General features: G+C 62.3%; 2 protein-coding genes. Both read right to left on the bottom strand.

Annotated features, from left to right (window positions below):
* Positions 1–1,811: DotA/TraY family protein (locus tag ACP5E6_RS17065; RefSeq protein WP_427956193.1), on the bottom strand; the 1,811-nt coding region annotated here is incomplete at its 3' end.
* Positions 1,812–1,863: 52 nt separating this feature from the next.
* Positions 1,864–3,776 (bottom strand): hypothetical protein (locus ACP5E6_RS17060; protein ID WP_427956190.1); only part of this gene is annotated, 1,913 nt, incomplete at its 5' end.

The raw sequence follows: 3,776 nt of genomic DNA, 5'->3' as shown, positions 1-3,776 counted from the left end.
GGGATCATCGGGATGACGTAGGCCAGCATGAGGCCCTGAAAGATCAGCGCCACACAGACGATGTAGATCAGGTTGACCAGGCGGCCGAGGACCCCACTGACAGCCATCGCGGCGGTTGCTGCTGCCCCGACTTCGTCACCGGCCAACGCCTGCCCGCCCACCGCCGCGAGCGTGCCGAGTTTGGTATTCAGCAAGGCGGACAGGCCGATCGCCGAGATACCGGCTTCGACCATATGTTGCCCCAAATTGATCATCGGCACGAAAGGATCGGACCATTCGCCATTGGTCGGCAGCACGGAGGTTGCCATGAAGTTCAGCAGCCGACGGTTGATGCCGATGGCGTCGAAGACGGTGTTGATGATCCCGAGCCCGCTGGAGGAGGGATGGTTGCTGATCAGGGCGGTCGGAGGGGTCGCGCCGGCATCGACATTAGTGTCGATCTGCATCTCGTTCAGGAAGCTGGTCACCGGCGGCATGTATTGAGCGAGGTCGGATTTGATGTCGCCGGGGAGTCCCGCCCAACTGGGGGTTGCTACGTTGGCGGTGTTGTTGAGGATGCTGAGGTTTCGCCCGTTCATCGCGGCGATCTGGATGAAATACGCGCCGGCGCCACTCCATCCCAGCGCTTCCATCTGATCGAGGTTTTCCTTCTGGATTGTGCTCTGCCCTTCCTCCTGCACGACGCTGGATGCGACTTTTGTGAGGTCTGTCGAATAATCCGAGGTCGCGGTGGTCATGACGCTCGTCAGGCCGGTGAGGTCCTGGGGATTATCCGACTGGAAATAATTGGCGATGATCGTTGAGACCTGCGGTTCGATTTCGCCGTAGTACACTTTGTCGAGGGCCGCCTCCTGATCGCTCGCGATGTTTTCCGTCGCATTCAGGGCTGATCCCGTGGTTGGTGCGGGGGTGCGGAGCGTGATCTCACCGCAGACCGGTGTTCCGCTGCCGTCGCCGCTGGTGGCGGCGAAAGGGTAGATCAGGGTGCCGCCCGTGCCGACGGACGGATTGACGAAGGCATTGAGCTCGGGGCCGATGTAGGGGATCTTGCTGATGGCACTGCCGATGTTCGAGGGGATACCCCATTCGCTGCCGTAGGAACTCTGCCGGAAGATCGGCGCGGGTTCGGGAACGAGTGGTGTTTTGGAAGTGTTGGAACCGGACACATCATTGATGAGATCCCGGCATGCCTCATCTTCCACCAAACCGGCGACGATGCGTTGGGCGTTCGGGACCTGTGGTGTTGCGATCGGCAGCGCGCCAGGGCCGAGCGCGGTCAGTCCGGCGTCGTAAACGAGATCAGCGATGCCGACGGCCCATTGCGCGATCTGCACGACGCCGGCCTGTCCCACGTTGAACCCGCCAGCCACCGGCAGAATGAGGATCGCGGCCATGGCAATCCGGGGAGCGACCCACGAGCTGGTTCGTTCGGATAGCACCTCACCGGTTTCGGCGCCGCGATGAATTTCCATCAAGGTTGCGTAGGCGAACCAGGCGGCCGCGATGAGACCGACGATGCCGTTGAACAGACCCATCATTGTGCCGATGACGGTTTGCTCGTTGCCGATCCCGGTGCCTGCTGTGGGGGTGCCAACCTGCTGTCCGGTCAGGTTGATCGGGAACAATTCATTGATCACCCCGCCCGCCCAATCGTTCGGGGCATTGAGCTGCTGCCATGTGACCTGGGTGCCGGGTTGCGTTGTTCCGGTCCCGGTCCCGGTCCCCGCGCCCGCTGCCGCGAAGGCGGGAGCGGCGACCGTGCTTGCGAGCATGAAGGAGATCAGGATCAGTCGCGCGATTCTGCCAAACATGAATGTCTCTCTTTGCGGGGGCGGGAAAGGGCGAGGCATGTGAAGTGACGGATCAGCCGGGGCGTGGGCCGGGTCGCTGCTCGTTCTGCGGACCAGCGGGGGAGGGGGAGGGGTCGTTACCCATGCCCGGACCGAAGCCGAGGGCGGTTCGTGCCCGGTTGATGATCTGCATGATCGCTTCGCCGAATTTCTCCGCCATTTCCTCGAGCATGCTCAGGCCCGAAGTCAGTCCCGGTGTTTTCTGCAGTGATTCGAACAGACCCTTTTCGGCCGGGGCGAGGTCCTTATCGAGTTCACTGACCTTCACGGCATTATTACGGAACCATTGTTCTGCACTGACGCGGCTCGTGGCGTAGTTTTCGAGCGCGTCGGTGGCCTGCTGGTAGGTGCCGGCGAAGCCTTGGCTTTGCTGAATCTGTGCATCCAGTTCCGACCGCAATTCGGCGTATTGGCCACCGGGCTTCATGCCGGAGATAACGTTGGCGTAGCCGCCGGGATCGTTTTCAGCGGCAGCGTCAATTTTCTGGCCGATACCCCCCATCATCTGCCGCAGACTGGTCATGGCCTGCGCCGCGGTGACAGCGGCCGCGGTGACGCCTTCGACGATCAGGTCGCGCTCGATCCCGGCTACAGCGCCCTTATGATCGAAGCTCGTATCGGCGTAGGGAGCGGGTTGGGTCGGTGCCGGAGCAGCCGCTGGCTCATTGGTCGTGGAGGAACCGGCGCCGTTGCTGTTGCTGGCGCGGGGGGCGGGTGCGCGGAACAGCGGGGATTCCTTCACCCGGTTGGCTATGCCCTCAAGCCAGCCGGGTCCCGTGGATGCGCCCGGCGTGACTTTCACGTTGGCGGTTGTGGCTTGCACGACCGGGCGTTGCGTTGCGCCCTGACCGGCAGAGGCTGCTGCAGTTTCCGATGGTGCTGGTGCGTTTTGGGCGCGGGCTTCGACGGTCTGATTCTGTCGGACTTGTTGATCGAGCTGATTGCCTTGCTGTATCCTCGCTCCCCGGTCGGCCGACATAGATTGTCGTTGGGTCATCTGGTTCAGGTTCTCGTCGAGGACCCGCTGCTCCAGTTTGTCGAGGAGCACCTTGTCGCCAGATCCAACCTGGGGGGCTTTGTTGGGGGCGATTCTGACTGCAAAATCCCGGATCTGGTCGACCGTGTTCTGGCTGCCCAACTGGTTGGTGTATTTCATTAGCCGGATGACGCTTGGATCGTTCAACCCCTGGATGGTCACTGCGAGCGTGAGCATCTGGTCGCGGATATGGTCTCCGACATTTGTCCTGACGCCGGTTGCCCGCTCGGTATCGGCCATCGCCCAGGCGATCTTCTGCTGGACGGCCGGGTCGTCGAGGACGCCGGGCTGTTTCGCACGCTCTCCGAGATCAGAAATTCGCTGCTTGAGCGCCGCGTTTGCGTTGTCGCCAGGCAGATTCGCAACGCTTTTCCCGATCTCGTCAAGCACCTGCTGATAGGGGTTCGAGCTTGATGAAGCGGCAGCTTTGCCATTGGTGTTTGCGGCGATCGCGCGTTCGAGGTCGCGTCCCGCACTGAATGCGGCGGTTTCCCGGGCTTCTTTGCGGCTTTCGAACGCCTGGCTCCATTCAGAGCCCGGCAGATCGCGGCCATTCAGGGTGATGACACTCTTATAATGGTAGCCGGCATCGCTTTTGCCGATGTCGACGCTGAGTTTGGTCTCGTCGTTGATCGCGCGCGGCTTGCCGCGTTCGACGATCTCGATATTCGGGACCGCTGGCGCGGCGGCTTGAGGGCGCGGGGCCGTTGCACCGTCGTTTTCCGGGGCGCGGGTGATGGTCTCGTTTGTGATCATGGCGTTGAAGTCCTTTTGTCCGTGGGAGGGGAAGATGCGGTCCGGCACGAAATTCGCGGCGTGGCCGACGGCTGCGATCCGCTCGGCGAGGCTGTTGCCGGCTTCGGTTGTGGGGGTGGCGACGACGATCGAGA

Origin of the sequence: Acidiphilium sp. (genome assembly GCF_049977125.1) — a bacterium.
In the GTDB taxonomy this organism is placed as follows: domain Bacteria; phylum Pseudomonadota; class Alphaproteobacteria; order Acetobacterales; family Acetobacteraceae; genus Acidiphilium.
Note: the sequence above shows the minus strand (reverse complement) of the source record. Positions and strands in the feature narration are given on the sequence as shown.